This window comes from Pseudokineococcus lusitanus, assembly GCF_003751265.1.
GTDB classification, from domain to species: domain Bacteria; phylum Actinomycetota; class Actinomycetes; order Actinomycetales; family Quadrisphaeraceae; genus Pseudokineococcus; species Pseudokineococcus lusitanus.
In genome coordinates this window covers 193,849-220,285 of the sequence record NZ_RJKN01000002.1, presented here as the reverse complement: position 1 = coordinate 220,285, position 26,437 = coordinate 193,849, and the positions used below count along the sequence as shown (strand labels likewise).

The 26,437-nt window shown below is 76.5% G+C and carries 22 protein-coding genes; 9 read left to right on the top strand and 13 right to left on the bottom strand.

All coding sequences use genetic code 11. From position 1 onward, the window contains the following. Positions 1 to 30 precede the first annotated feature (30 nt). The 4 genes from EDC03_RS04280 to EDC03_RS04265 form a co-directional block, all read right to left on the bottom strand. Positions 31 to 1,008, bottom strand: a complete 978-nt coding sequence (locus EDC03_RS04280; protein WP_199719933.1) for an ABC transporter substrate-binding protein — start codon at positions 1,006 to 1,008, stop codon at positions 31 to 33. Between the two features lie 34 nt (positions 1,009 to 1,042). Further along, positions 1,043 to 2,125, bottom strand: a complete 1,083-nt coding sequence (locus EDC03_RS04275; RefSeq protein WP_123379278.1) for an ABC transporter permease — start codon at positions 2,123 to 2,125, stop codon at positions 1,043 to 1,045. 62 nt (positions 2,126 to 2,187) lie between these two features. Then, entirely contained in the window at positions 2,188 to 2,955 is a 768-nt protein-coding gene (locus EDC03_RS04270; protein WP_123378972.1) for an ATP-binding cassette domain-containing protein, read from the bottom strand. Positions 2,956 to 3,185: 230 nt separating this feature from the next. Then, positions 3,186 to 4,259, bottom strand: a complete 1,074-nt coding sequence (locus EDC03_RS04265; protein ID WP_241967047.1) for a LacI family DNA-binding transcriptional regulator — start codon at positions 4,257 to 4,259, stop codon at positions 3,186 to 3,188. 112 nt (positions 4,260 to 4,371) lie between these two features. On the opposite strand from EDC03_RS04265, the gene EDC03_RS04260 reads away from it, so the two are divergent. Next, a complete protein-coding gene (locus EDC03_RS04260) occupies positions 4,372 to 4,947 on the top strand; it encodes an AAA family ATPase (protein WP_158674200.1) in 576 nt (191 codons plus the stop codon). A 60-nt stretch (positions 4,948 to 5,007) separates the two neighbouring features. Here the strand turns inward: EDC03_RS04260 and EDC03_RS04255 are convergent, their stop codons facing one another. Both EDC03_RS04255 and EDC03_RS04250 read right to left on the bottom strand, forming a co-directional pair. Then, a complete protein-coding gene (locus tag EDC03_RS04255; RefSeq protein ID WP_123378970.1) occupies positions 5,008 to 5,916 on the bottom strand; it encodes a tagatose-bisphosphate aldolase in 909 nt (302 codons plus the stop codon). After that, positions 5,913 to 7,340, bottom strand: coding sequence for an FGGY family carbohydrate kinase (locus tag EDC03_RS04250; RefSeq protein ID WP_158674199.1), 1,428 nt, complete (start codon positions 7,338 to 7,340; stop codon positions 5,913 to 5,915). Before EDC03_RS04250 ends, EDC03_RS04255 begins: the two co-directional genes overlap by 4 nt. 312 nt (positions 7,341 to 7,652) lie before the next feature. Between EDC03_RS04250 and EDC03_RS04245 the strand changes: the two genes are divergently transcribed. Further along, positions 7,653 to 8,549, top strand: coding sequence for an ROK family protein (locus tag EDC03_RS04245; protein WP_199719932.1), 897 nt, complete (start codon positions 7,653 to 7,655; stop codon positions 8,547 to 8,549). A gap of 9 nt (positions 8,550 to 8,558) precedes the next feature. Here the strand turns inward: EDC03_RS04245 and EDC03_RS04240 are convergent, their stop codons facing one another. From EDC03_RS04240 to EDC03_RS04230, 3 genes are all read right to left on the bottom strand, one after another. Next, positions 8,559 to 9,584 carry a LacI family DNA-binding transcriptional regulator gene (locus EDC03_RS04240; protein WP_199719931.1) on the bottom strand — a complete coding sequence of 342 codons (1,026 nt, stop codon included), beginning with the start codon at positions 9,582 to 9,584 and terminating at the stop codon, positions 8,559 to 8,561. 70 nt (positions 9,585 to 9,654) lie between these two features. Beyond that, positions 9,655 to 10,848 (bottom strand): Gfo/Idh/MocA family protein, encoded by a 1,194-nt coding sequence (locus EDC03_RS04235; RefSeq protein ID WP_123378968.1) that lies wholly within the window; start codon positions 10,846 to 10,848, stop codon positions 9,655 to 9,657. Further along, positions 10,845 to 11,699: a class I fructose-bisphosphate aldolase gene (locus EDC03_RS04230; protein WP_123378967.1), complete on the bottom strand. Its 855-nt coding sequence runs from the start codon at positions 11,697 to 11,699 to the stop codon at positions 10,845 to 10,847. Before EDC03_RS04230 ends, EDC03_RS04235 begins: the two co-directional genes overlap by 4 nt. 140 nt (positions 11,700 to 11,839) lie before the next feature. On the opposite strand from EDC03_RS04230, the gene EDC03_RS04225 reads away from it, so the two are divergent. Genes EDC03_RS04225 through EDC03_RS18370 form a run of 3 tightly spaced genes read left to right on the top strand, consistent with a single transcriptional unit; the run spans position 11,840 to position 17,840 of the window. Then, positions 11,840 to 13,948 (top strand): PfkB family carbohydrate kinase, encoded by a 2,109-nt coding sequence (locus EDC03_RS04225; RefSeq protein WP_158674198.1) that lies wholly within the window; start codon positions 11,840 to 11,842, stop codon positions 13,946 to 13,948. A gap of 14 nt (positions 13,949 to 13,962) precedes the next feature. Then, on the top strand, positions 13,963 to 15,000 hold the full coding sequence (locus EDC03_RS04220; RefSeq protein ID WP_158674197.1) for a DUF4432 family protein: 1,038 nt from the start codon (positions 13,963 to 13,965) through the stop codon (positions 14,998 to 15,000). Beyond that, positions 14,997 to 17,840, top strand: a complete 2,844-nt coding sequence (locus EDC03_RS18370; protein ID WP_123378964.1) for an FAD-binding and (Fe-S)-binding domain-containing protein — start codon at positions 14,997 to 14,999, stop codon at positions 17,838 to 17,840. The genes EDC03_RS04220 and EDC03_RS18370 overlap by 4 nt, the downstream gene beginning before the upstream one ends. Before the next feature lie 37 nt (positions 17,841 to 17,877). Here the strand turns inward: EDC03_RS18370 and EDC03_RS04210 are convergent, their stop codons facing one another. The 4 genes from EDC03_RS04210 to EDC03_RS04195 are packed head-to-tail and all read right to left on the bottom strand — an operon-like array spanning position 17,878 to position 21,800. Beyond that, positions 17,878 to 18,666, bottom strand: a complete 789-nt coding sequence (locus tag EDC03_RS04210) for an enoyl-CoA hydratase-related protein (RefSeq protein WP_123378963.1) — start codon at positions 18,664 to 18,666, stop codon at positions 17,878 to 17,880. A 34-nt stretch (positions 18,667 to 18,700) separates the two neighbouring features. Further along, on the bottom strand, positions 18,701 to 19,879 hold the full coding sequence (locus EDC03_RS04205) for an acyl-CoA dehydrogenase family protein (RefSeq protein WP_123378962.1): 1,179 nt from the start codon (positions 19,877 to 19,879) through the stop codon (positions 18,701 to 18,703). After that, positions 19,876 to 20,631 carry an SDR family NAD(P)-dependent oxidoreductase gene (locus EDC03_RS04200; RefSeq protein WP_123378961.1) on the bottom strand — a complete coding sequence of 252 codons (756 nt, stop codon included), beginning with the start codon at positions 20,629 to 20,631 and terminating at the stop codon, positions 19,876 to 19,878. The genes EDC03_RS04205 and EDC03_RS04200 overlap by 4 nt, the downstream gene beginning before the upstream one ends. Then, on the bottom strand, positions 20,628 to 21,800 hold the full coding sequence (locus tag EDC03_RS04195; protein WP_123378960.1) for a thiolase family protein: 1,173 nt from the start codon (positions 21,798 to 21,800) through the stop codon (positions 20,628 to 20,630). The genes EDC03_RS04200 and EDC03_RS04195 overlap by 4 nt, the downstream gene beginning before the upstream one ends. Positions 21,801 to 21,984: 184 nt before the next feature. On the opposite strand from EDC03_RS04195, the gene EDC03_RS04190 reads away from it, so the two are divergent. Genes EDC03_RS04190 through EDC03_RS04175 form a run of 4 tightly spaced genes read left to right on the top strand, consistent with a single transcriptional unit; the run spans position 21,985 to position 26,205 of the window. Continuing rightward, the gene (locus EDC03_RS04190) at positions 21,985 to 22,653 is read left to right on the top strand and encodes a GntR family transcriptional regulator (RefSeq protein WP_199719930.1); all 669 of its coding nucleotides are present in this window, start codon (positions 21,985 to 21,987) and stop codon (positions 22,651 to 22,653) included. Next, positions 22,650 to 24,146: an MmgE/PrpD family protein gene (locus tag EDC03_RS04185; protein ID WP_123378958.1), complete on the top strand. Its 1,497-nt coding sequence runs from the start codon at positions 22,650 to 22,652 to the stop codon at positions 24,144 to 24,146. Before EDC03_RS04190 ends, EDC03_RS04185 begins: the two co-directional genes overlap by 4 nt. Beyond that, positions 24,146 to 25,057: a methylisocitrate lyase gene (prpB, locus tag EDC03_RS04180; RefSeq protein ID WP_123378957.1), complete on the top strand. Its 912-nt coding sequence runs from the start codon at positions 24,146 to 24,148 to the stop codon at positions 25,055 to 25,057. The genes EDC03_RS04185 and prpB overlap by 1 nt, the downstream gene beginning before the upstream one ends. 14 nt (positions 25,058 to 25,071) lie before the next feature. After that, positions 25,072 to 26,205, top strand: a complete 1,134-nt coding sequence (locus EDC03_RS04175) for a bifunctional 2-methylcitrate synthase/citrate synthase (protein WP_241967024.1) — start codon at positions 25,072 to 25,074, stop codon at positions 26,203 to 26,205. The last annotated feature ends 232 nt before the right edge of the window (positions 26,206 to 26,437 follow it).

The following is a 26,437-nucleotide window of genomic DNA, read 5'->3' as shown; positions in this document are numbered from 1 at the left end:
CTGCTCAGGCGTCGGGCGGGGGCTGCCGGGTCAGCAGCTCGCCTTGTAGACGGCGGCCTGGCTCTCCGGGGAGTCCAGGTTGTCGGCGGTGATGATGGTGAAGCCCGTCTGGATCTCGGCCTCGGTCGGCTCGCCGTCGATCGCCGCGAGGGCCTGCTCGACGCCGTCCTCGCCGATGGTGCCCGGCTGCTGGGCGATGAGCGCCTGGACGGTGCCCGCCTCGAGCGCCTCGACCTGGTCGGGCCCGGCGTCGAAGCCGACGATCTTCACCTCGCCGTCCTTGCCGGCCTGGCGCACGCCGGTGGCGGCGCCCTCCGCGGAGAAGAGGTTGGTGGCGAAGATGCCGACGATGTCGGGGTCCTTGGCCAGCGCGGCGGTCACGAGCTGGGCGGCGACGGCGGGCTCGTTCTTGGAGTACTGCACGCCGACGCTCGGGTAGCTCCCGTCCGCCGCGGCCGCCTCCGTGAAGCCCTTCGTGCGCGCCTCGGTGGTGCTGATGCCCGGCTGGTTGTCGATGACGAGCACCTTGCCGCCGTCGGGCGCCAGCTGCTTGATCGCGTCGAACGCCGCCTCGCCGCCGCCCACGTTGTCGGAGGAGATCTGCGAGACCGCCATCGACGGGTCGCTGACGGTGGTGTCGACGAGGACCACCTTGATGCCGGCGTCGGCGGCCTGCTGCAGCGGCTGCTGCATGGCCGTCACGTCGGTCGGCGCGATCATGATCGCGTCGGGGCCGGCCGCGATGGCCGAGGTGAGGATGGGCGTCTGCAGCGTCGGGTCGAACTTCTGCGGGCCCTGGGTGTCCAGCTCGGCGCCGGCGGCCTCGGCCGCGGCCTCGGCGGCGCACTGCATGGAGATGTAGAAGTTGTCACCCGCCACGCCCTGGATGAACGTGATGCTCTTCGCCTCGCCGTCGTCGCCCCCGGCGGAGGCCCCCGTGGAGCCGGCGGGCGCGTTGCCCTCCGCCGCCCCGCAGGCGCTCATGGTCATGACGAGGGCGGCAGCCATGCCGACGGTCAGGACGACGTTGTTCCTGCGCATCTCAGATTCCCTTCGAGGAGCCGCGCCCACGGCGGGCGAGGAGCGATCGACGAGGCTTGCCCGACTGGGCGCTCGCCCTTCGCTGCTGGTCGAGCCAGACAGCGGCGATGAGGACCACCCCGACCACGACCTGCTGCCAGAACGGCTGGACCCCGATGATCACGAAGCCGCTCTGCAGGGTGGTGGGGATGAAGAGGCCGATGACGGTGCCGAACACGGTGCCGAACCCGCCGAAGAGGCTGGTCCCGCCGATGACGACGCCGGCGATGACGTTGAGGTTGGTGTTCGACTGGCCACCGATGGTGGTGGACTGGAAGAAGGCCAGGTTGAGCAGGCCCGCGAAGCCGGACAGCAGGCCGGCGAAGGCGTAGACCTTGAGGGTCTGCCGGTCGACCTTGACGCCCGTGCGGCGGCCGGCCTCGATGTTGGAGCCGATGGCGTAGGTGTAGAGGCCGAAGCGCGTCCGGTGCAGCAGCACCATGCCGAGCACCACCACGAGGGCGGCGACGACGGAGAGCACCGGCACCTGGCCGACGACGTTGCCGAAGCCGACGGTGTCGACGAGCACCTGGGGCGCGTCGCGGAGGTCGATGCCGCCGGTGATGATCTGCGCGAAGCCGAGGGCCGCGCCGAAGGTGCCGAGGGTGGCGATGAGCGGCGGCACCTTCAGCCGCGAGATGACCAGCCCGTTGACGAGCCCCCACCCGAGCCCGCTGAGGCAGGCGGCCAGCAGCCCGACGAGCGCGACGCCCCAGCCCTCGCCGCCGACGGCGACCATGACCTTGCTGGCGACGACGCCGGAGAACACCAGCACGCTGCCGACCGAGAGGTCGATGCCGCCGGTGATGATGACGAAGGTCATGCCGACGCCCAGCACGGCGAGGATCGACGTGTTGATGACGATGCTGCGGATGTTGAAGGCCGAGAGGAACGACTCCGGCGCGAGCGTGCCGAAGATGGCCACGATCACCGCCAGGATGAGGACGATCTGCAGCGCCTGGAGGCCGAGCACCCGCTGGAGGCGGTTCGGCCCGCCGGCGGCAGCGGCCGGGGCGGGCGCCGCCGCGGGGGAGGTCGTGGTCACGGAGGGGTCCTTCGCGGATCGCGGGGTCGCGGTCGGGGGGGCCGGGTGCCGCACCGGGGCGCTCACGCCGCCGGCTCGCGGACGTCGAGGGCGCCGGTCATGGCGCCGACGAGCTGCTCGACGCTGCTGTCGCGGGCGGCGTACGTGGCCACCCGGCGCCCGTGGCGCATCACCTGCACCCGGTCGCTGACCTCGAGGACGTGCGGCATCGAGTGGCTGATGAAGACCACCCCGATGCCCTCGTCGCGCACGCGGCGGATGAGGTCGAGGACGCCCTTGGTCTGGACGACGCCGAGGGCCGCGGTGGGCTCGTCGAGGAAGATCACCTTGCTGGCCCAGGCGGCGGCCCGGGCGACGGCGATGGACTGCTTCTGGCCGCCGGACATCGCGCCGATCGGGGTGCTGAAGCTGCGCACCGTCGAGCCGAGGCTGTCGAAGCTCTTCCGGCCGGACGCCCGCATCGCCGCGGTGTCCATGAAGCCGAGCCGGCCGAGCAGGCCCTTGCGCATCACCTCCCGCCCCAGGAAGAGGTTCTGGATGGGGTCGAGGTGGGGGGCCAGGGCGAGGTCCTGGAAGACCGTCTCGATCCCCAGGCGGCGGGCGGCGATGGGGTCGGTGAGCTCGACCGTCCGGCCGTCGAACTCGACGGTGCCCTCGTCGGCCTGCTCGCTGCCCGACAGCATCCGCACGAGGGTCGACTTCCCGGCGCCGTTGTCGCCGATGAGGGCGACGACCTCGCCGGCGTGGACGTCGAAGTCCGCCCCCTGCAGGGCCTTGACCTGGCCGTACTGCTTCGTGAGGCCGGTGGCCCTCAGCAGAGGCTCTGACATGACGCTCCTCAGGTCGGAAACAACGTTGTTCCGTCCGCAAGGGTCCGTCGCAGCGTCGGGGCTGTCAAGGACCTCGTGCGGGTGGTGGTGGTGCGGCGCGGGCGCTGAGCCGTCCTCGCGGGGGCGGCCGTCACGCCCGTGACATCGGTGTCACGCTGATGAGAGGAGAGAACCAGCCCCTGACACCGGTGTCAAGGGCCGTCCGTGGTGGACGCCCCGTGACGCGCGTCTCAGCCGCGGGCGGGCGCCGTGGGGGCGCCGGACGGCGCGGACGACCACACGACGCGCTCGGCGCCGGCGGGCACGGTCCAGGGGAACAGCTCGAGCAGCCGGTCCGGCGGGCGGCACGACGAGCGCTCGAGCAGGCGCACCGGGAGGACAACGTGCTCGCCCGCTCCCTCGACCGAGCCGTCCAGCCGCCGCATGGCGCGCTCGGCGGCCCGGCGGCCCAGCGCGGCCGGGTCCTGGTCCACGACGGTGAGCGCCGGCGACAGCATTGAGGCCATGGGGAAGTCGCCGAAGCCGGTGACGGCCATCCGGCGGGACGCCAGTGCGGGGACGAGGACCATGGTGGTCCGCGCGTCCGAGGAGAACAGCGCCGTGGGGGCCGGGTCGAGGGCGGCCAGGCGGCGTGCGGCCGCGGCGGCCCCGTCGGGGTCCGAGGCGCCGAGCTGCACGAGGCGTGGGTCGACCTCGAGGCCCGCCTCCTCCAGGGCGGCGCGGTAGCCGGCGAGGCGGTTGGCCGTGGTCGGCACCGACTCGCGGTCGCCCGCGAAGGCGACCCGTCGGTGCCCGCGGGCCAGCAGGTGCGCCGTCGCGGCGCGGGCGCCGCCGAGGTCGTCCTCGACGAAGCAGTCGACGTCCACGCCCCGCGCCGGGCGGTCGACGACGACGACCGGCGTCCTCGCCGCCCACCGCGCCAGGTAGGACTGGTCGGCCGCCACCGGGGTCATGACGAGGGCGCCCACCTGGCGCTGCAGGAGGGACTCCACCAGCTCCCGCTCGCGGTCGCCGTCCTCCCCGAGGCTCGTGACGACGACCGACATGTCGTGCCGCGAGGCCACCTCCTCCACGCCGCCGGCGATGGCGGCGAAGAAGGGGTCGGAGATGCTCGGCACGGCCACGCCCACCACGGGCGCGCGCCCGTCGCGGAAGGTCCGCGCCAGCGAGTTGGGGGTGTAGTTGAGGCCCGCGAGGGCCTCCTGCACCCGACGGCGCGTGTCCGGGAGCACGTGGGGGTCGTCGTTGAAGACCCGGGAGACGGTCTTGACGCTCACCCCGGCACGGAGCGCCACCTCGCGCATGGTCGCCACCGGTGACCCTCCTCCTGCTGCTCGACCCCCGAACCTGCCACAGCGCCGGTCCGCCCGGCGCCGGGGGTGGCGTCACGGAGGCCGGCACGGCACCATGACACCGATGACACGCGATCAGTCGAGCGGGGGCGTCGTCCCGACCGCCGCCGTGGTGGCCGGGCCCGCGGGCGTCGGCAAGACCACCCTCGCCGCGACGCTCGCCGCCCGCCTGGGGGCGGCGCTCCTCGACCTCGACACGGCCACCGCACCGCTGGTGGAGGTCGTGGCGGGCCTGCTCGGCAGCGACGACCTCGACGGCGCCGCGCTCGCCGGCGCCACCCGTGCGGCCCGCTACGAGGTCCTGCTCGCCGTCGCGGAGGACTGCCTCCGCTGCGGGACGCCCGTCGTCCTCGTCGCCCCCTTCACCGCGGAGCGGGCGTCGGGGCCGGCGTGGGCGGGCCTGGGCGGGCGCCTGGCCGGGGCGGGCGGCCGCCCCACGCTCGTGTGGGCCCACGCCCCGCGGGAGGTGCTGCGCGAGAGGCTCGTCCGGCGCGGAGCGGGTCGTGACGCCGCCAAGCTGGCCGACCTCGACGCCCACCTGTCCCGGCTGGACCTCACGCCGCCGGTGGCCCCGCACGTCGCCGTCGACACGTCGGCGCCGCTCGACCTCGAGGGCCTCGCGGCGGCGCTGCGCGGCTGACGCCGTCCGGGGTGGTGGCCCCGCCCCCGACCCGCCCTGCGCGGCCCGGGGGCGGGGTGCTCAGGCGCCGACGGGCACGTCGGCGCGGTCGACGGCCGCCCGGAGCTCGCGCAGCCGCGGGAGGGCGCGCGTGGTGAGCAGCTCCTCGCGGACCGCCGGGGAGACCGACAGCGCGTCCTTCCACAGCGAGCGCCCGGCCATGGCGCCGCCGGCGCCGTGCGCCACCGCGGTGCGGACCTGCTCGATGAAGGTCGTGTGGTCGACGCCGGCCGACAGGACCGCCCACGGCACGCCGGCCGCGGCCTCGGTGACGGCGGCGCACGCCTCCGCCGAGCCCGGGTAGGGGAGCTTGAGCACCTTCGCGCCGGCCTCCACCGACAGGCGCGTGGCGTCGACGACGAGCTGCGGGAAGCGCTCCGCGTACTGCTCCTCGGTCTCGTCCTCGAGCCGGTAGGTGAGGATCTCGACGATGAGGAGCACGCCCTCGGCGGTGCACGCCTCGACGAGCTCGTGGATCTGGCGGACCACGTCGGAGCCGGCGTCCTGGCGGTCGGGCCGCAGGTACCAGAGCATCTTCGCGGCGTCGCCGCCCAGGTCGCGGACGGTGCGCGGGGTGACGCCGGCGCTGAAGCGGGTGTGCCGCAGCCCGTCGACGGTGTCGAAGCCCGAGGCGTCCATGCCGACGACGAGCGCGGTGCCCCCGGCGTCGAGCACCCCCTCGTCGACGAGCTGCGGGAGCGCGACCTCGGGGTCGAGGAGGATCGCCGGGGCGTGCGAGGCCAGGTGGCGCACGAGGTCGCCCTTGGCGTCCGCGAGCTGCTCGCGGGTCACCGCGTCGGGCCCGCCGGGGCCGTCCTTCATGACGGCCTTCATGCCGTTGCGCTGGTCGGCGGCCACGATGAGCATGTGGCCGTCCGCGGTGCTGACGCGCGCCAGGGCGCGCTTCTCGAGGGTCGTGAGCTCGTTCACAGTGCTCCTCCGGAGGGGGCGGGGTGGGGTGGTCGGACGCCGGCCGGCAGGGGGGTGCCCCAAGCGGCCAGCAGGTCGGTGAGGTCGTGCTGGTCGTGCGCGCCCATCGCGGCGAGGGCCCCGAGGGCGGCGGCGCCGCGGCAGCCGGGCAGCGCGACGTCGGCGAGCTCGACGCCCGGCAGCACGTCCTGCTTGAGGGCGCGCACGCTCGCCATCCGCGTCCACCCGCCCACGCACAGCGCGGCCGTGTGGGGGCCGACGGCGGAGGTCATGAGGTCGACGAGGGCGGACGTCTGCTCCCCGACGTGGTGGAGCGCGGCGGCCAGCAGCTCGGCCGGCTCGGCCTCGCGCGTGACGACGACCTGCACGTCGTCCCCGCCGCGGCCGCCGGCGCGCACGGTGACGCCCGGCACCGGCCGGGGGACCAGCGCCGCGGCCGCGTCGACGGCGTCGCGGCGCGCGCCGTCGACGGCCCCCACGAGCGACAGGACCCGGCGCAGCACCACGCCGGCGCTGACGCCGCCCACCACCGCCGACAGGTCCTCGAGCACGTGCGCGCCGACGGAGACCCCCGCGGCGGCCAGCCGGGCGCGGTCGGCCGCGGCGACCGGGCCGGCCGCGGAGCGCAGCAGCACGTCGGCGGTGCCGGCGCCGTTGAAGAGGTGCGCGGCGCCGGTGGCGCCCGCCCCGACGGCCCCCACCGGGTGGTCGTGGCCCGCGACGGTGAGCACGGCGCCGCGGAGGCGGGGGTCGGCGTCCGCGAGCGTGACCCGGCCGGCGCTCGTCCCGGCCCGGCGCAGCGGCGGCAGGAGGGTGCGGGGCAGGCCGAGGGCGTCGGCCAGGTCGTCGGCGGGGACGAGGCGGGTGGTGTCGAGCAGCCCCGTGCGCGAGGCCAGCGAGGGCTCGGCCACCCGGTCGCCGCCGAGCGCCGCGACGACGTGCTCGGGCACCGTCAGCCAGGTCGACGCCGGGGTGACGCGCCAGCCGTGGCGCAGGCCCCACGCGAGCGTGGCGGCGCTGGGCTGCGCGTCGGCGCGCAACCCCGTCGTGGCGGTGAAGGCGGCGGCGACGCAGCCCGGCAGCGCCGCCATCTCCTCGGCGCCGCGGGGGTCGTACCAGGCGACCACCGGGGCGGACTCCGCGCCCGTCGCGTCCAGGAGCACCCCGGACTCGGCCATCCCGGTCACCCCGAGCGAGGCCACGCGCCGCGAGGGGTCGCCCAGCCGGGGGAGCAGGCCGTGGACGGCGGCGAGGGCGCCGGCCAGCAGGGCCGCTCCCGAGGTCTCGGTGCGCCCCTGCGCGCTCGTCGTCCACGGCGTCGCCACGTGGTGCTCGGCCACCGGCCGGCCCGCCCCGTCGTAGGCGACGGCCTTGGTCCGGGTCGAGCCCACGTCCAGGCCCACGTGCACGCTGCCGGTCACCACGGGCGCTCCCTCCTCCGTCCGGGGACGGCTCACCTGGTCGGCCCGCGCGGCACCGCGCTCCCCACGGTCGGTGGGAGGGGCTTCGCGTCGTGACACCGGTGCCATGGCGCGGTGACTGTCTATGACATCGGTGTCACGGCTGTCAAGGGTGGGTTCTGCCGTGGACCGGTCCGCCGCGGTCGAGGGGCTCGTCACGCGCGCCGTCGGGCGTGGGCCGTGTCCTTGACGCCGGGGCCGACGCCGTCCCACACTCCGCGGCGGCGGTCCGCGCACCGGTCGCCGCACCGGGCGGGCCACGACGAGGAGCGGCTGTTGAGCGTCATCGGCGTCGAGACCGGGGGCACGAAGATCGTCTGCGGGGTCGCGTCCCGGACGTCCCCGGACGTCGTCGAGGAGGTCGACCGCTTCCCCACGACCGGGCCGGAGGAGACCTTCGCCCGCATCAACGCCTTCGTCCGGCGCTGCGCCGAGCGGGAGCCCGTGGAGGCGCTCGGCATCGCCTCGTTCGGGCCGGTCGACACCGACCGCCGGAGCGGCCGCTACGGGTGGATCACGAGCACCCCCAAGGCCGGGTGGAGCGACATCGACGTCCTGCGGGCGGTCGACGCCGCCGGCGACGTCCCCGTGGCCTTCCTCCACGACGTCGCCGCCGCGGCCCTCGGCGAGCAGCGGTGGGGCGCGGCCCGCGGCGCGCGCCACGCCGCCTACGCGACGGTCGGCACGGGCATCGGGGTGGGTCTCGTCGTCGACGGCCGGGTCGTGGGGGGCTCGGGCTGGCCGGAGGCCGGTCACCTGCTCGTGCGCCGTCATCCCGACGACGACTTCGCCGGCAGCTGCCCCTTCCACGGCGACTGCCTCGAGGGGCTCGCGGCCGGGCCCGCCGTCATCGGCCGGTGGGGCCGGGACGCCTCGTCGATGGACGACGCCGCCCGCGCCGCCGCGGTCCCCGTCCTCGGCTTCTACGTCGCCCAGCTCGTCTGCGCGACAGCACTCTTCGTCGGGACCCAGCGCATGGTCCTCGGCGGCGGCGTGCTCAAGACGCCGGGCCTCCTCCACGAGGTCCGCCGGCAGGTCGGCCGTCTCGCCGCCGGGTACGGGCCGTCCCCGCTGGCCGACGACGCCGGGCGGCTCGTCGTGCCGGTCGGGCTGGGCGACGCCTCCGGCGTCGTCGGCGCCCTCAGCGCCGCGGCGGACCTGCTCGAGGGCTGACGCCGGCGCTCAGGGCCGCTCCGAGCCCCGCAGGTGCAGGGTCGTCGGCACCACGACGCGGGAGGGGACGTCGGCGGTGCCGCCCAGGAGGTCCAGCAGCAGGTGGACGGCCGCGGCGCCCATGCCGCCGACGTCCTGGGCGACCACCGAGACCGGCGGGTCCAGCAGGGTGGCGGCCTCGAAGTCGTCGAAGCCGACGAGGGGCAGGCGGCGGCCGGCGTCGCGGAAGGCGTGGAGCGCGCCGAGCGAGGCGCGGTTGTTCGCGGCGAAGACGGCGTCGACGGGCGGGGCGCCGCCCGCGGGCGTGCCGAGGAGGCCGGCCACGAGCTCTTGCGCCTGCGTGAGGGAGTGGGCGCCGTCGTGCTGGAGGGCGGGGTCGTCGGGCAGGCCCGCGTCGGCCAGGGCGTCGCGGTACCCCTCCCGCCGGGCGGCCATCGCGGGGATGAGCCAGGAGTCCCCGACGAGGGCCACGCGCCGGGCCCCCGCCCGCACGAGGGACGCGACGGCGGCGCGGGCGCCGTCGCGGTCGTCGGCGAGGATGGCGTGGGCCCCGGGGGTGTCGAGCGGCCGGTCGACGAAGACGACCGGGGGCACGGGGGGCACCAGGGCGCTCCACGGCCGCCCCGGCTCGCGGGGCGGCACGACGACGAGGCCGTCGAGGCGCTGGTCGAGCATCCGGTCCACGAGGGCGTCGTGGCGGGCGCCGTCCTCCTCCGAGCTGCCGGTGACGAGGAGGTAGCCGCGGTCGGTCGCGGCGCGCTCCGCCCCCCGTGCCAGCGCCGCCCAGTGCGGGTTGGCCAGGTCGCTGATGACGAGGCCGACGGTCCGGCTGGACCGCCCGGGGCGCAGGCTCGCCGCGGACAGGTTGCGGCGGTAGCCGAGCCGCGCGATGGCGTCGGCGATGCGCTCGGCCATCGCCGCGTTGATGTTCTGCTCGCCGTTGACGTACCGCGAGACCGTCTTCAGCGCGACGTCGGCCTCGCGGGCGACGTCGTTCATCGTGGGGCGCGCGCGGGCGGCCGGGCGGGGGAGCACGGTCACTGCATACCCCTTCCCGGACGGCGCGCGCCCCCCGCGGGTGACATCGGTGGTCCCGGGCGGGTCCTCAGAGGGCGACCGCCCGCTGCTCCTCGTGCGACGCGACGGCGGCGCGGAAGATCTCGTGCGTCAGGGCCGCCTCCTCCGGGCGCACCGCCCCGAAGCGGTCCCCGAGCGCGCCGGCGCGCTCGGCGAGGAACACGGCCCACATCTGGAGGATGGCGTCGGAGAAGCCGCTCTCGAAGTTGGGCCCGGTGACCGTCGGCCAGCTCGCCTGGCTGCCGGCGTCCAGGTGGTGCCACACCTGCTCGCGGCCCGTGCCCGGGACGTCGAGGAGGCCGAAGACCTCGACGAGCTTGGGGTTCTTCGTGGAGAACCGGACGCTGCCGTCCATCCCGATCGCCTCGAGCTCCCACGTGTTCTTCTGCCCCGGGTCGATGCGCCGGGTCTCGGTCGTCAGCGGGAAGGCCTTGGCGCCCGGCTGGGCGACCCAGCTGTGGATGGTGGCGTTGTCCCAGGTGTCGCAGGGCACGGGGGTGCCGTCGGGGCCCGGGCGCTCGGTGACGACGTCCTGCAGCACCCCGTAGACCCGCTCGGGGCGCCAGCCGAGCCGCAGCGGCACGTGCCACGTGTGCATGCCGAGGTCGTTGAGGACGCCGGCCTCGCCGCAGAACTTCGCGACCCGCTTCCAGCTCGACGGCTTCGCGCGGTCGAGGTCGCTCGCGTGGAGGAAGGAGCACCGGGCGCTGACGACCTCGCCCAGCGCGCCGGACTCGATGTAGCGCACCGCCATCTGCGCCCCGGGGAAGTACGGCATCTCCGAGGAGCACCGCACGAAGCTCTCCGGGTGGGCCTCCACGGCGGCGAGGACGGCGCGGGCGGCGTCGCCGTCGATGCCGAACGGCTTCTCGGCCAGCAGCGACTTCCCGGCCTCGACGACGTCGACGTAGATCTGCTCGTGCAGGTCGTGGCGCACGGCCACGTAGACGACGTCGACGCGGTCGTCGGCGAGCAGCTCGCGGTAGTCGGCCGTGAGGATCTCGACGGTGCCGATCTCCGAGAACCACTCCAGCGCCGCCGGGTTGACGTCGGCGACGCCGACGAGCCGCGGACGGACCGGGTGGTCGACGAGCGCGGGCCAGCGCGCGAGCGCCGCGGCGATCTCCCGGCCCATGAGCCCGCCGCCGACGATGGCGACGCCGACCTGCTGCGGCTCCTGCCGCCCGGCCTGCCCGGGGGCCTGCTCGGCGGTGGTGCTCATCGGTCGCCCCCCGCCGTGCGCGCCTGCAGGGTGGCGAGGGCGTCGGCGGGGGCGACGCCGTCGTGGAGCACGGACATGAGGGCGGCGGTGATGCCGGCCGGGTCGGGGTGCTGGACGACGTTGCGGCCGTAGACGATCCCGGAGGCGCCGGCGCGCAGCACGGCGGCGGTCCGCTCGAGCAGCTCGCCGTCGGGCACCCGGCCGCCGCCGCGGACGAGCACCGGCACGTCGCCGGCCACCTCGACGACCCGGTGGTACTCCTCGACGTCGTCGCACGGGTCGGCCTTGACGAGGTCGGCGCCGAGCTCCACGGCCTGGCGCACCAGCGTCATGATCTTGTCGACGTCGCCGTCGACCATGTACCCGCCGGAGGTGGCGTTGTCCGCCATGACGAGCGGCTCGACCATGAGCGGCATGCCGTAGCGCGTGGCCTCGGCCCGCAGCGCGGTGATGGAGCGGATGCACGCCTCGCGGATCTCGGGGCGCCCGGGCAGCTGCATGAGGTTGACGCAGACCGCGACGGCGTCGAGGCGGACGGCCTCCTCGATCGCGTGCGGGACGTGGTGGCTGAAGACGTGCGGGTCCAGGGGGTTGCCGTAGACGTTGGCGACGTCGGTCCGCAGCACGAGCGCGGGCTTCGCGCGGCCCGGCACGGACTGCAGGTGGCGGGCCTGGCCGAGCGTCAGCTGGACCGCGTCGGGGTTCGCCTCGACGAGCGTGGCGACCACCGAGCGCATGTCCTCGATGCCGGTGAGGAAGGAGCGCTCGCCGAAGAAGCCGTGGTCGACGGCGACGTCGAGGGCCCTCCCCGAGCGCGGGTTGAAGAGGCGGTTGAGCCGGAACAGCGTCATCGCTCCTGCCTTGCTGGCCGTCGTCGGCCCTCGGGGTCCCATCGCGCCGGGGCTGGTCACCGCAGCGCTGCGTGTGCGACAGTACGCACGTCGGGACAACGTTGTCTATGCCTGCCGCTCTGGCAGGGGAGGTCGCCACCGTGCTCACCACCGCCCTCGCCGGCCACGTCTGCGCGGACCTCACGCCGGCCCTCGGCGGGACCCCCCGCCTCGACCCGGGAGCCCTCGTCGAGGTCGGCCCGCTGGCCTTCTCCCTGGGCGGGTGCGTCGCCAACACGGCCGGCGCCCTCGTCGACCTGGGGCACCCCGTGACCGTGCACGCCGGCGTCGGCGACGACGAGCTGGGGCGCCTCGTCCAGGCCGGCCTGCGGGGGCCGCTCGTCACCCCGCGGCTGCAGGTGCTCGACGCCGCCACCTCCTACTCCGTCGTCGTGCAGCCGCCCGGCGTCGACCGGGTCTTCTGGCACCACACCGGGGCCAACGCCGCCTTCGACGGCAGCGGCCTCGACCTCACCGGCCCCGCGGGGCCGGTCGACCTCCTCCACGTGGGCTACCCGGCGCTCCTGCCGGCGCTGCTCGTCGACGGCGGTGCCCCGCTCGCGGCGCTGCTGGCCGCGGCCCGGGCGCAGGGGACGACGACCTCGGTCGACCTCGTCGTCGTCGACCCCGGCACCGACGTCGGCCGGCTCGACTGGCACGCGCTGCTGGCACGGACGACCGCCGAGACGGACGTGCTGTCGCCGAGCCTCGACGACCTCACGAGCGCGCTGGGGCTGCCGACGCCCGCCACCGCCGCGGACGCCGCCGCGCTGGCCGAGGAGCTGGCGGACCGGCTCCTGGGCTGGGGCGCCGCCGTCGTCCTGCTCTCCGACGGCGAGCGCGGGGCCCTGCTGCGCACGGCCGGGGCCGACCGGCTCCGGGCCGGCGGCCGGGCGCTGGCCCCGCTCGCCGGGACGTGGGCGGACCGGCGGGTGCGGCTGCCGGCCCTGCCGGTGCCGCAGGCGACCACGACCAACGGCGCCGGGGACGCCTCCACCGCCGGGCTGCTGCACGCGCTCGCCCGGGGGGCGACGCCCGAGCAGGCCGTCCGCCTGGCCTCCGCGTGCGCCGCGGCGGTCGTCGCGGGGACGCGCCCGACGCCGGCGCGGGTCGTGGAGCTCGACCCGTCGCTCGCCGGGCTCCTCGCGGGACAGCCTGCGCCGCAGGGTGCCCCGGACTCGCCCCTGCTCCTGCCGGCCAACCAGCCGGCCGACCGCTTCTACCGCGGCGGGCAGCGCATCGCCGACCTGCGCGGCGACGGCGTCGCGGCCCCCCGCACCCCCGAGGACTGGGTGGCCTCGGCCACGACGGTGCGCGGGGAGCCGGCCACCGGGCTGACGACGCTGCCGGACGGCCGGCTCCTGCGCGACGCGCTCGCCGCGGACCCCGTCGCCTGGCTCGGGCAGGAGCACGTCGACCGGTGGGGCGCCGACCCGATGCTGCTCGTCAAGCTGCTCGACGCCGGGCAGCGGCTGCCCGTGCACGCCCACCCCGACGACGCCTTCGCCGCGCACCACCTCGGGGCAGCCCACGGCAAGGCGGAGGCGTGGCACGTCCTCGAGCCGGGGGTGGTGCACGTGGGCCTGCGCCGCGACGTGACGGCCGACGAGCTGGACTCCCTCGTCGCGGAGCAGGACTGCGAGGCGCTGCTGGACCTGCTGCACGCCGTCCCCGTGGCCGCCGGCGACTCCGTCTCGGTGCCGGCCGGCACCCTGCACGCGGTCGGCGAGGGGGTGCTGCTCCTGGAGGTCCAGCAGCCCGAGGACCTGTCGATCCTCCTGGAGTGGCGCGACTTCGCGCTCGACGGCGCGGCCGACGGCCACCTGGGGCTGGGCTTCGGCACGGCGCTGGCGGCGGTGGACCGCCGGGCGCTGACCCCCGACGACGTGGCACGGCTCGTGGTGCGCGCCACGGACCGCGGCGCGCCGTCCGGCGGCGCCCTCCGGGGTCTGGCGCCCGGCACCGAGCCCTTCTTCCGCCTCGAGGAGGTGGTGGTGGACACCCCCGTGGGAGGCGCCGGGGCCGACGCCGTGGCGCTCGACGCGGGTCTCGCCGTGCTCCTCGGCGTCGAGGGTGCCGTGCGGGCCACCGGGGCGGGCGGGTCGACCACGCTCGCGCGCGGGGCGACGGCGCTGGTCGCCGCCGCGGCCGGCCGCGTCGCCCTCACGGGCCGCGGCCGGGTGCTCGTCGCCCGCCCGCCGCGGCCGTGACGACCCCGGCCCCGGTGCCGGGAGGCCTCGCGGGCCTGCGCGCGCGCGGCCTCCTGGCGAGCGACGACCCGGTGGCCGAGGTGGTCGAGCACCACGGCGTGCCGGGCGAGGGCCACCCCCGCGTGCTGCACGCGCGCGTCGGGGGAGCCCTCGCGCTCGACGTCCTGCCGGCCCGCGGCTTCGACCTCGGGGACGCGTGGGTGGGCGGGCTGCCGCTGTCGTGGCGCTCCGCCTCCTCCGACGCGCGCTCCCTCGACGTCCCGAGCGGCACCGCCTGGGCGGACCGCTTCCTCGGCGGGCTCCTCACCACCTGCGGGCCGCTGAGCACCGGCCCGCCGCGGGCGGGGCACGGGCTGCACGGCGACCACCACCACACCCCCGCCCGGCGGGTGCGCGTCCAGCCGTCGCGCGGCGCCGCGCGGGCGGTGCTGGAGGCCGACGTGGAGCGCGCGGGCCTCTTCGGCCCGTCGCTGCGCACCGAGCGGCGCGTCACCGTCGACCTCGACGACGACGGCCGCCCGCGCGTCGTCGTGCACGACACGGTGGTCAACACCGGGTCCGTGCCCTGCCCGGTCGCCGTGCTCTACCACGTCAACCTCGGCGCCCCGCTCGTCGTGCCCGGCACCACGGTCGAGGTCGCGGCGGACGAGGTGGTCCTGCGGGAGCCGTGCCCGCAGGTGCCCGACGTCGGCGTCCTCCCCGAGCCCTGCGACGAGCTGGTCGAGGCCGTCGCCGAGCACCGCGGCGTGCGGGCCGCGGCGGGGACGGCGAGCGCCGTCGTCACCAGCCCGGACGGCTTCCGCGTGCGCGTCGGCTGGAGCGCCGCGACGCTGCCCCGCCTCCACCAGTGGGTCCTGCCGACGCGCGGCCGCTGGGCGCTGGCGCTCGAGCCGGCCACCGCGCCGCTCTTCGGCCCGGACCGCGACGGGCCGGGGGCCGGTGCGCACGCCGGCGCCCCCGTCCTGGACCCTGGTGGGCGGCGCGAGCACACCGTCGCCGTGACCGTCCTCTCCCTGCCCCTGCTGCCTCCCGCCCCCCGAGGTGACGCGTGACCGGCACCGACGCCCCCAGCGCCCCGACGACCCCCCTCGAGGCCCTGCCGCGGGACCGGGCGGAGGTGTGGGCCGACGGCGTCACCGCCAGCCGCCGCGACCTCGACCGGCACGCCCGGGCGCACGACGCGTCGCACTACCTCCTCCTGCCGCAGGTGGTGGCCACCGCGCGCGACGCGGCGGGCGTGGCCGCGGCGCTGGCGGGGGCGAGCGCCCGCGGGCTGCCCGTCACCTTCCGCTCGGGCGGCACGAGCCTGTCCGGGCAGGCCCAGTCCGACGGCCTGCTGCTCGACACGCGTGCGGGCTTCCGGCGCGTCGACGTCGGCCCCGGCGGCCTCGTCGTCACCGCCCAGCCGGGGGCCACCGTGCGCGACGTCAACGCCCGGCTCGCGCGGCACGGTCGCCGGCTCGGGCCGGACCCGGCCAGCGAGGTCGCCTGCACCGTCGGCGGTGTCGTCGCCAACAACTCCAGCGGGATGGCCTGCGGGACCACCGAGAACACCTACCGGACGCTGCGGTCCCTCGTCGCGGTGCTGGCCGACGGCACCGTCGTCGACACGGGCGCCCCCGACGCCGACGAGCGGCTGCGCGCCGACCGTCCCGACGTCCACGCCGGCCTGCTGGCGCTGCGGGAGCGGCTGCTCGCCGACCCGGCCGCCGTGGCGGAGGTGCGTCGGCAGTTCTCGATGAAGAACACCATGGGCTACGGCATCAACGCGTTCCTCGACCACACGAGCGCGGTCGAGGTCCTCGCCCACCTGCTCGTGGGCAGCGAGGGCACGCTCGCCTTCGTCGCCGAGGCGACCTTCGACACCGTGCCCGTGCACCCGCACGTCGCGACGGGGCTGCTCGTCTTCCCGAGCCTCGCCGCCGCCACGGGGGCCCTCCCCGCCCTCGTGGCGCAGGGGGTGGCCACCGCCGAGCTGCTCGACGCCGCCGCCCTCGTCGTCGCCCAGGGCCTGTCGGACGTCCCGCCCGAGATCGCGGCGGTCGACGTCGACGGCCACGCGGCGCTGCTCGTCGAGCTCCAGGCCGCCACCGCCGACGGGCTGGCCGCCGCGCGGGAGGCGGCGGCCCCGCTGCTCGCGTCGCTGCCCCTCACCGTCGGCGCGGTGCTGACGAGCGACCCCGCCGGCCGCGCCGCGCTGTGGCACGTCCGCAAGGGGCTCTACACCGCGGTCGCCGGGGCGCGACCGTCCGGGACGACCGCGCTGCTGGAGGACGTCGTCGTCCCCGTCGACGCCCTGCTGCCCACCTGCGAGCGCCTGACCCGCCTGCTCGACGAGCACGGCTACGAGGGGTCGGTGATCTTCGGCCACGCCAAGGACGGCAACCTGCACTTCCTCGTCAACGAGCGCTTCGACGACCCGGCCAGCCTGGCCCGCTACCAGCGCTTCACCGCCGACCTCGTGGACCTCGTCCTCGCCGCGGGCGGCTCGCTCAAGGCGGAGCACGGCACCGGCCGGATCATGGCGCCGTTCGTCCGCCTCCAGTACGGCGACGTCCTCTACGCGCTCATGGTCGAGGTCAAGCGCCTGCTCGACCCGGGCGGGCTGCTCAACCCGGGCGTCGTCATCGAGCCCGACGCCGACGCGTGGCTGCACCACCTCAAGTCGGTGCCCCCGGTCGAGGCGGAGGTCGACCGCTGCGTGGAGTGCGGGTACTGCGAGCCCGCCTGCCCCAGCAAGGACCTCACCCTCACCCCGCGGCAGCGGATCGTGCTGCGCCGCGACGCCGCCGCGGCCCGGGCCGCCGGCGACGAGGGGCTGGCGGCGTCGCTGGAGCGCGACTACGAGTACGCCGGCCTGCAGACCTGCGCGGTCGACGGGCTGTGCGCGCAGGCCTGCCCGGTGGACATCAACACCGGGGACCTCGTCCGCCGCCTGCGCGCGGAGGCGGCGCCCGCGGCGCTCGACGCGGGCTGGGCCGTGGCGGCACGGCACTGGGGCGCGGCCTCCCGCGCCGGCGGCGCGGCCCTGTCCGCGGCCAAGGTGCTGCCCGCGCCCATCGTGCGGGCGACGACGACGGCGGCCCGCGCGGTGCTCGGCGCCGACCGCGTGCCCTCCTACGCGGCGGAGCTGCCCGGGGGAGGACGGCGCCGACCGACGCTGACGCCCGCCACCGAGCCCGCGGCGGTGCTCTTCGCCGCCTGCATCGGCACGATGTTCGGCCCCGACGAGGCCGGGGCGCCCGGGGCGACCGCGGCGCTCGTCGCCCTCGCCGAGCGCGCGGGCGTGGCCCTGGTGACGCCCGAGGGCCTCGGCTCCCTCTGCTGCGGCACCCCGTGGAAGTCCAAGGGGCTCGCGACGGGGCACGCCGCGATGGCGTCCCGCGTGCTGCCCGCGCTGCAGCGGGCCACCCGCGGCGGCGTCCTGCCCGTGGTCTGCGACGCCGCCTCCTGCACCGAGGGCCTCACGGGGACGGCCGCCGGCGCGGAGCCGGCCCTCACGGTCGTGGACGCCACGCAGTTCGTGGCCGACCACCTGCTCGACCGCCTCGTCGTCACCCGCCGGCTGGGCTCGGTGGTCGTGCACCCCACCTGCTCGACGACGGCGCTCGGCACCACCGGCGCCATGGTCGCCCTGGCCCGCGCCGTGGCCGACGAGGTCGTCGTCCCGGACGCCTGGGGCTGCTGCGCCTACGCCGGGGACCGCGGGCTGCTGCACCCGGAGCTCACCGCCAGCGCGACCGCGCGGGAGGCGGCCGAGGTCGTCGGGCGCGCGTACGACGCGCACGTCTCGGCGAACCGCACCTGCGAGCTGGGGATGACGCGGGCGACCGGGCGTCCGTACCAGCACGTGCTGGAGCTGCTCGAGATCGCGACCCGGCCGCTGCCGTGACCCCGCGACGGGCGTCGACCCCGGCCGGGCGCCCGGCTCAGCGGTCCTCGAACCGTGGCGGGCGCCTGTCGCGGAAGGCCGCCATCCCCTCCGCCCGGTCGGCGAGGGCGAAGGTGGCGGCGAAGGCGAGCCGCTCGAGGCGCAGTCCCTCGGCGAGCGGCGTCTCCTGCGCGGCCTGCAGCGCCTCCTTCGCGGAGACGAGGACGGGCAGCGACCGCGCCGCGACGGCGTCGGCGACGCGGGCCACCTCGGCGAGCAGCTCCTCGGCGGGGACGACGCGGGAGACCAGCCCCGCCTGCCGCGCCTCCTCGGCGTCGAGGAGCCGGCCGGTGAGGACCATGTCGGCGGCGAGCGCCTTGCCGACCGCGCGGGGCAGACGTTGCGTGCCGCCGAGGCCGGGCACGACGCCGAGCCCGAGCTCGGGCAGCCCGAAGCGCGAGCCCTCCGCGGCCACGACGACGTCGCACATCATCGCCAGCTCGCAGCCGCCGCCCAGCGCGTAGCCGGAGACGCCGGCGACGACGGGCGTCCGCAGGCGGCCGACCTCCTCCAGCGCCCGCAGCGGGTCGTGCAGGTGCATGTCGAGGTAGGTCCGGTCCGCGAGGGCCGTGATGTCGGCGCCCGCGGCGAAGGCCCGTCCGGCGCCGGTGAGCACGACGACGGCCACGTCGTCGTCCGCGTCGAGCTCCCGCACGGCGGCGACCAGCTCCCCGACGAGCGCCCCGTCGAGGGCGTTGAGCGCCTCGGGCCGCGAGAGCCGGACCCACCCCGCCCGGCCGCGCCGCTCGACCTCGACGGAGCGGGAGGGGGGCTGCTCGGTCGTCACCGTGGCGATCCTGCCGGACGGCGGGGCGGCCGGCTCAGAAGGCGGACAGGCCGGTGACGGCCCGTCCGACCACGAGGGTGTTGATCTCGTGGCTGCCCTCGTAGCTGTACAGGGCCTCGGCGTCGCAGAAGGTGCGTCCGACGCCGTGCGCCGTCGCGAGGCCGTTGCCGCCGAGGAGGGCGCGGGCGGCGGCCACCGACTCGCGCATGCGCGCGCTCCCCGACGCCTTGGCCAGGGCCGCGTGCTCCGCGCGGAGCCGCCCCTCGTCCTGCAGCTGGGCGAGGCGCACGAGGAGGCCGAGGGTCGTCGTGGCGTTCTCGAGGATGCGGACGAGCTTCTCCTGCACCAGCTGCGTCGCCGCGACGGGCCGCCCGAACTGCACCCGTCCCAGCGTGTAGGCGAGCGCCTGGTCGTACGCCGCGAACTGCAGGCCGACCGTCTGCCAGGCGACCCACAGGCGCGAGCTCGTCAGCAGGTCGTTCGTGGCGGCGAAGCCCGTCGCGCCCTCGAGCAGGCGGTCGTCGCCGACGACGACGTCGTCGAGCACGACGTCCGCGTTCTGCACGATGCGCAGGCCGATCTTGGGCCCCACCGGGGAGGTGCGGAGCCCCGGCGTGCCGCGGTCGACGAGGAAGCCCTTGATCTCCCCGTCGGCGGTGTCCCGGGCCCAGACGAGCAGGTGGTCGGCGTGGGTGCCGTTCCCGATCCAGCGCTTGGTCCCGCGCAGCGTCCACGAGCCGCCGCTCCGCACGGCGGTGGTGGCCATGTGCCGCGAGATGTCCGAGCCGTGCTCGGGCTCGGTGAGCGCGAAGGCGCCCACGCGCCGCAGGGCGCGGAGGTCCGGCAGGTAGCGCGCCCGCTGCTCGTCGGACCCCAGGCGCCGCAAGGCCTCGGCCACGAGGACGCCCTGCACGCCGAGGAAGACCGACAGCGACAGGTCGACGCGGGCGAGCTCGACGTGCACGAGGCCGTGCAGCAGGGCCCGGCCCGGCTCGGCCGCGAGCGCGACGAGGTCGAGGGGGGCCAGCGCGGCGACGGCGGCGTCCGGGAAGGTGCCGGCGTCCCAGTGCGCCGGGACGAGGGGGCGCAGGCAGCGGTCGAAGACCTCGCGGGCGGCGTCGAGCCGGGCGCGGTCCGGGCCCGGCAGCAGGTCCCGGTAGGACAGGACGTCCGGGTCCGTCCACGGGGTGCGACCGCCCGCCGCCGTCGTCACGACGCGCCCATCCGCAGGGCGCCGTCGAGCCGGACCACCTCGCCGTTCAGGTACGGGTTGGCGACGACGTGGAGGACGAGCGCCGCGAACTCCTCGGGGCGCCCGAGCCGCGACGGGTGCGGGACCTGGCTCCCCAGCGAGGCGCGGACGTCGTCGCGCAGGCCGGCGACGAGGGGCGTCTCGAAGACGCCCGGGGCCACGGACACCACGCGGACGGCGTGGGCCGCGAGCTCGCGCGCGACGGGCAGCGTCATGGCCGCGACGGCGCCCTTGGAGGCCGCGTACGCCGCCTGGCCGACCTGGCCGTCGAAGGCGGCCACCGAGGACGTCATGACGACGACGCCGCGCTCGCCGTCGACCGGGGCCGTGGCCGCCATCGCCGTGGCCGCCAGCCGCAGCACGGCGAAGGTGCCGAGGAGGTTGACGCGCACCGTCCGCTCGAAGAGGTCGAGCGGGTGCGGCCCGTCGCGGCCGACGACGCGGGCCGCCGGGGCCACCCCGGCGCACAGCACGACCGCCCGCAGCGGGCCGAGGTCCGTGGCGACGGCGACGGCGGCGGCCACCTGCTCCTCGTCGGTGACGTCGGCGGCGGCGAAGGTCACCGACGGCCCCAGGTCCGCCACGGCGGCGGCCTGCCCCGGCAGGTCGACGACGACCACCCGGGCGCCGGCGTCCACCAGGGCACGGGTGGTGGCCAGCCCGAGGCCGGACGCGCCGCCCGTCACCAGCGCGACGGTGCCCTCGACGTTCATGCGGGGATCCTCTCGACGAGCGTCGCGTTGGCCATCCCGCCGCCCTCGCACATGATCTGGACGCCGTAGCGGCCCCCGGTGCGCTCGAGCGTGGTGATCATCGTGGTGAGCAGGCGCGTGCCCGAGGAGCCGAGCGCGTGCCCGAGGGCGATGGCCCCGCCGTGGACGTTGACGCGCGCCGGGTCGGCGCCCGTCGCGGCCAGCCAGGCCAGGGGCACGGAGGCGAAGGCCTCGTTGACCTCGAAGACGTCCACCTCGTCGACGCCGAGCCCCGCCCGGCGCAGCAGCCGCTCCGTGGCGGGGACGACCCCGGTGAGCATCTCGAGGGGGTCGGACCCGACGACCACGGAGGTGAGCAGCCGTGCCCGGGGCCGCAGACCGAGGTCGCGGGCCGTGTCGTCGCCCATGACGAGCACCGCCGACGCGCCGTCCGTCAGCGGCGAGGAGTTGCCGGGGGTGACGCTCCACGAGATCTCCGGGAAGCGGGCGGCGGTCGCGGCGTCGACGAAGGCGGGCCGCAGCCCCGCGAGCGCCTCGACCGTCGTGCCCGGCCGGACGGTCTCGTCCCGCACCGCGTCCCCCACGGCCACGACCTCGTCGTCGAAGACGCCGGCCGCCGCGGCCTCGGCCGCGCGGTGGTGCGACGCGGCGGCGAACTCGTCCATCCGCTCCCGCGACAGGCCCCACCGGGCCGCGACGAGCTCGGCCGAGACGCCCTGGCCCACGAGCGGGCCGCCGTACCGCGCGGCCACCGCGGGGCCCGCGACGTCCTCGCCCAGCGTCGCGACGCCGATCGGGTGCGAGCTCATCATCTCGACGCCGCCGGCGACGACGACGTCGTAGGCGCCGGCGACGACGCCCTGGGCCGCGAAGGCGACCGCCTGCTGGCCCGAGCCGCACTGGCGGTCCACCGTCGTCGCGGGCACGTGCTCGGGGAAGCCCGCGGCGAGCACCGCGTGGCGGGTGACGTTGACGGCCTGGGTGCCCACCTGGGACAGGCACCCGCCGATGACGTCGTCGACGAGCGCCGGGTCCAGGCCCGTCCGGTCCACGAGGGCGGCGAGCGTCGTCGCGAGGAGGTCGACGGGGTGCAGGTGGGCGAGCTGCCCGCCGGGCTTGCCGCGGCCGGACGGGGTCCGGACGGCGTCGACGACGACGGCGGACCTCACCGCGGCACCGCCGTCGCGGGGGGCCGGGCAGGGGCGGCCGGGCGCGGGCGCGTCGGGGCGGGCGTGGGTGCGGGCGTCATCGCCGACCTCCTCGTGGGGCGGTGCTGTGTACAGAACCTCCCTCCTCGGCCTCCGGATGGCAAGAGGTTGTGCGTTCTGTACACAGACTTCTATGGTGCCGCCCGTGCCGAAGCAGGTCCGGACGAGCGACGCCGTCTACGCGCAGCTGCGCGAGGAGATCCTCACGTGGCGCCTGCCGGCCGGCACCGCCCTCAACGAGGTGGAGCTGGCGGGCCGCCTCGGGGTGTCCCGCACGCCGCTGCGGGCGGCCCTCGCCCGGCTGGCGCTGGAGGGCCTCGTGGACACGTCCCGCGGCCGCACGGGCGTCGTCCCCGACGTGTCGGCGGAGAGCGTCCGCGAGCTCTTCGAGCTCCGCGAGGCCCTCGAGGTGCACGCGGCGCGGCTGGCGGCCCGGCGCGGCCGGCCGGAGGTCTTCGCCGCGCTCGCCGAGGCGTTCGACGCGTCGGCGCGGGCGCTCGGCACCGAGGACGTCGACGCCTACTACGGCGTCATCCGGCGCTTCGACCGGGCGGTGGACGACGCGGTGGGCAGCCGCTCGCTGCAGGCCGCCCTCGACGGCTCCCGGGTGCACCTCGCCCGGGCCCGGCGGCTCGCCGCCGACAACCCGGCGCGGATGCTCGCCGCCGCGCACGAGCACGCCGCGATCTGCCGGGCGGTCGCCGACGGCGACGCCGTGCTGGCGGCGGCGGCGACGGTCGTCCACCTGCGGGCGTCGCTCGAGACCATCGTCGTGACCCTCGCGGCGGCACGGGGCCAGGAGGAGACGGCATGAGGACGGTCGAGGTCCGGGTACGGCGCAGCGAGGAGGACTTCCCCCGGGAGGAGCACCTCGCCTGGCACCTGGCGCGGCTGGCGGCCGAGCCGGTCCCGGTGGACGACGACGTGGCCGACATGGTGGTCAACCGCGTCGTCGACAACGCGGCCGTCGCGGTCGCCGCCCTGCACCGGGCCCCCGTCGTCGCCGCCCGCGGGCAGGCGGAGGCGCACCCGGCCACGCCGGGAGCGACGGTCATGGGTGTCCCCGGCCGGTTCTCGCCGGAGTGGGCGGCCTGGGCCAACGGCACCGCGGTGCGCGAGCTGGACTACCACGACACCTTCCTGGCGGCCGAGTACTCCCACCCGGCCGACAACGTCCCGCCCGTGCTCGCGGTGGCGCAGCACGCCGGCCGGGACGGCGCGGCCCTGCTCGCGGGGATCGTCACCGGCTACGAGGTGCAGGTGGACCTGGCCCGGGCCATCAGCCTGCACGCCCACAAGATCGACCACGTGGCGCACCTCGGCCCGAGCGCCGCGGCCGGCATCGGCACGCTGCTCGGCCTGCCGCCGGAGGTGACCTACCAGGCGATCGGCCAGGCCCTGCACACGACGACCGCGACGCGGCAGTCCCGCAAGGGCGATATCTCGACGTGGAAGGCCTACGCCCCCGCCTTCGCGGGCAAGGCCGCCGTCGAGGCCGTCGACCGGGCCCTGCGCGGCCAGACCAGCCCCGCCCCGATCTGGGAGGGCGAGGACGGCGTCGTCGCGCGGCTCCTCGACGGGCCGGACGCGCGGTACCTCGTGCCGCTGCCCGAGCCGGGCGAGCCGCGGCGCGCCATCCTCGACACGTACACGAAGGAGCACTCCGCCGAGTACCAGGCGCAGGCCTGGATCGACCTCGCCCGCTCCCTCGGCCGCCGCCACCCGGAGCTGCGCGACCCCGCGAACGTGCGGCGGGTGCTCGTGGCCACGAGCCACCACACGCACGTCGTCATCGGCTCCGGCGCGAACGACCCGCAGAAGTACGACCCGGCCGCCAGCCGCGAGACGCTCGACCACTCGCTGCCCTACATCTTCGCCGTGGCGCTGCAGGACGGCGCCTGGCACCACATGGGCTCCTACACGCCCGAGCGGGCGGGGCGCCCGGACACGGTGGCGCTGTGGCGCACCGTCGAGACGGTGGAGGACGCGGAGTGGACCCGCCGCTACCACTCGGACGACCTGTCCGAGAAGGCCTTCGGAGGGCGGGTGGAGATCGACCTCGTCGACGGCCGCCGCGTCGTCGAGGAGATCGCCGTCGCCGACGCCCACCCCCTCGGCGCCCGGCCCTTCGGGAGGGCCGAGTACGTCGCGAAGCTGCGCACCCTCGCCGCGGGCGTCGTCGCCGACGAGGAGGTGGAGCGCTTCCTGTCCGTCGTGGAGCGGCTCCCCGAGCTCCGGCCCGACGAGCTGGACGGGCTGACCCTCACGGCGGCAGGGCTGCCCGAGGCGCCGGGAGGGCTGTTCTGATGCTGTCCTCCACCCGCACGCCGTCCGAGAAGCGGCGCGCCTTCCGCGCCGGGCTGGCCTCCGGCACGACCCAGCGGTTCCCCGGCGCCTTCACGCCGCTGTCCACGCGGCTGGTGCAGGAGAAGGGCTTCGAGGGCGTCTACCTCTCGGGCGCCGTCATGGCCAACGAGCTGGGGCTGCCCGACGTCGGGCTGACGACGCTCACCGAGGTGGCGCTGCGGGCGACCCAGGTCGCCTCGGCGACGGACCTGCCCGTGCTCGTGGACGCCGACACGGGCTTCGGCGAGCCGATGAACGTCGCGCGCACCGTGCAGGCGCTCGAGGACGCCGGCGTGGCCGGGCTGCACGTCGAGGACCAGGTCAACCCCAAGCGGTGCGGCCACCTCGACGGCAAGGAGGTCGTCGACGAGGCGACGGCGGTGCGGCGCGTCCGCGCCGCCGTCGGCGCGCGGCGCGACCCCGACCTCGTCGTCATGGCGCGCACCGACGTCCGGGGCGTGAGCGGCCTGGCGGCCGCCACCGACCGGGCGAGGGCGCTCGTGGACGCGGGCGCCGACGCCGTCTTCCCCGAGGCCATGGCCTCCCTCGAGGAGTTCGCGGCGATGCGGGCCGCCGTCGACGTGCCGCTGCTCGCCAACATGACCGAGTTCGGCAGGAGCGACCTCTTCACCGTCCAGCAGCTGCAGGACGTCGGCGTCGACATGGTGATCTTCCCCGTGTCCATGCTCCGCGTCGCCATGGGCGCGGTCGAGCGGGCCCTCGACGAGCTGGCCGCCACGGGGACGCTCGCCGGCCAGGTCCCGACCATGCAGACGCGGGCGCGGCTCTACGAGCTCGTCGACTACGCGGGCTACGCCGCCTTCGACGAGGGCGTCGTGTCCTTCGACCTGCGCGACAACCGCACGAGCTGACGAGGAGGTCACCGGTGGACGAGGGCACGGACGTGACGGACGGCATCCGCAAGGGGCTGGCGGGGGTCGTCGTCGACACGACGGCGATCTCGCGGGTCGACCCGACGACGAGCTCGCTGCTCTACCGGGGCTACCCGGTGCAGGAGCTGGCGGCGCGGTGCTCGTTCGAGCAGGTCGCGTGGCTCCTGTGGCACGGCGAGCTGCCGACCGCCGAGGAGCTCGCGGCCCTCGAGGCCCGGGAGCGGGCCGGCCGCGCGCTGCACCCGCAGGTGCGCGAGGTCGTCGACCGCTGCCCGACGACGGCGCACCCGATGGACGTGCTGCGCACCGCGATCAGCTGTGCCGGCGCCCTCGACCCCGACGCCGCCGACGACAGCCCGCGTGCCGAGCTGGCCAAGGCCGAGCGGCTGCTCGCCGCGGTCCCGGGGATGGTCGCCTACGACCAGCGCCGGCGACGGGGCCTGGACGTCGTCGAGCCGCGCGACGACCTCGACCACGCCCGCAACTTCCTCTGGACGACCTTCGGCGAGGAGCCGACGGACGTCGCCGCGGAGGCGTTCCGCGTGTCGATGGTGCTGTACGCCGAGCACTCGTTCAACGCCTCGACCTTCACCGCGCGCGTCGTCACCTCGACGCTGGCGGACCTGCACTCGGCCGTGGTCGCCGCCGTGGGCGCGCTCAAGGGCCCCCTGCACGGCGGCGCCAACGAGGCCGTGGTCCGCATGCTCGACGAGGTCGGCACGGCCGACGCGGCGGAGGCCTGGCTGGACGGCGCCCTCGCGGACGGCCGGAAGATCATGGGGTTCGGCCACCGCGTGTACAAGGACGGAGACTCCCGCGTGCCCACCATGGAGGCGTCGCTCGACCGGCTCGTCGCCGAGCACGACGCCACCGGCACGGCCGAGCTGTACGCCCGGCTCGCCGCGGCGATGGACGCGCGCAAGGGCATCAAGCCCAACCTCGACTACCCGAGCGGCCCCGCCTACCGCCTCCTCGGCTTCGACACGGAGGCCTTCACGCCGCTCTTCGTGGCGTCGCGGGTGGTCGGCTGGACCGCCCACGTCATGGAGCAGCGTGCGGCCAACTCCCTCATCCGCCCGCTGTCGGCCTACGACGGCCCGGCGGAGAGGCACCTGCCCGGCGCCTGAGGGGTGACGCCGGGTCAGGGGCGCGACGGCGCGTCACCGGCCCCCGGTCGCCGAGACGTTTCCCCGAAGTCCTTGCTCTTCTGCACGAAGGCTGCAAAAGTCCGTCGTGGGGCGACCGATGCCCCGGCCACAGAGCAGTGGTCAGAGCCCCAGGCACCCGTCCTCCCCCCGTGAGCCCCTGTGGGCCCACGAGGCGATGCCGCACGCCCAGATGCCCCTGATCCCGCTCCCG

Excerpts from the sequence above, each read along its gene's own strand:
- EDC03_RS04265 (WP_241967047.1), bottom strand. The coding sequence starts at position 4,259 with ATGCGCGAGGTGGCGCTCCGTGCCGGGGTGAGCGTCAAGACCGTCTCC.
- EDC03_RS04280 (WP_199719933.1), bottom strand. The coding sequence starts at position 1,008 with ATGGCTGCCGCCCTCGTCATGACCATGAGCGCCTGCGGGGCGGCGGAG.
- EDC03_RS04260 (WP_158674200.1), top strand. The coding sequence starts at position 4,372 with ATGACACGCGATCAGTCGAGCGGGGGCGTCGTCCCGACCGCCGCCGTG.
- EDC03_RS04230 (WP_123378967.1), bottom strand. The coding sequence starts at position 11,699 with ATGACGCTGTTCCGGCTCAACCGCCTCTTCAACCCGCGCTCGGGGAGG.
- EDC03_RS04185 (WP_123378958.1), top strand. The coding sequence starts at position 22,650 with ATGAGGACGGTCGAGGTCCGGGTACGGCGCAGCGAGGAGGACTTCCCC.
- prpB (WP_123378957.1), top strand. The coding sequence starts at position 24,146 with ATGCTGTCCTCCACCCGCACGCCGTCCGAGAAGCGGCGCGCCTTCCGC.
- EDC03_RS04200 (WP_123378961.1), bottom strand. The coding sequence starts at position 20,631 with ATGAACGTCGAGGGCACCGTCGCGCTGGTGACGGGCGGCGCGTCCGGC.
- EDC03_RS04270 (WP_123378972.1), bottom strand. The coding sequence starts at position 2,955 with ATGTCAGAGCCTCTGCTGAGGGCCACCGGCCTCACGAAGCAGTACGGC.
- EDC03_RS04235 (WP_123378968.1), bottom strand. The coding sequence starts at position 10,848 with ATGAGCACCACCGCCGAGCAGGCCCCCGGGCAGGCCGGGCGGCAGGAG.